Origin of the sequence: Bacillus pretiosus (assembly GCF_051294775.1) — a bacterium.
Taxonomy (GTDB): Bacteria; Bacillota; Bacilli; order Bacillales; family Bacillaceae_G; genus Bacillus_A; species Bacillus_A wiedmannii.
In genome coordinates this window covers 1-296 of the sequence record NZ_JBPPHF010000303.1, presented here as the reverse complement: position 1 = coordinate 296, position 296 = coordinate 1, and the positions used below count along the sequence as shown (strand labels likewise).

The following is a 296-nucleotide window of genomic DNA, read 5'->3' as shown; positions in this document are numbered from 1 at the left end:
CCTGTTAATCCGTTACTAACGGGAAGCCATATACTTGTTCCGATAGCAACACACGCTAAATCAATAGGACTTGCGTGCACCGAAATAGTCGTATCGAAAAAACTCATAGCAAAATATGACTTATGCGTTTCGAAAATCGGGAAAAATAGTAATACAAATTGCTTTAATTTTTGTGAGTATGAATTAGTTTCTTTCATAAAATCCCCTTTCCGCTAAAAAAACAAACTCATACTATCATACAATTTAATCAAAAAATAGAAAAGAAATACGCGCATACCTGTCTCTAATACACAACA

At 33.4% G+C, this 296-nt stretch carries 1 pseudogene; it reads right to left on the bottom strand.

What is annotated here, in order from left to right:
• Positions 1–197: pseudogene (locus ACSG5Z_RS30980) on the bottom strand (MATE family efflux transporter); the annotation flags it as partial.
• Positions 198–296: the final 99 nt, after the last annotated feature.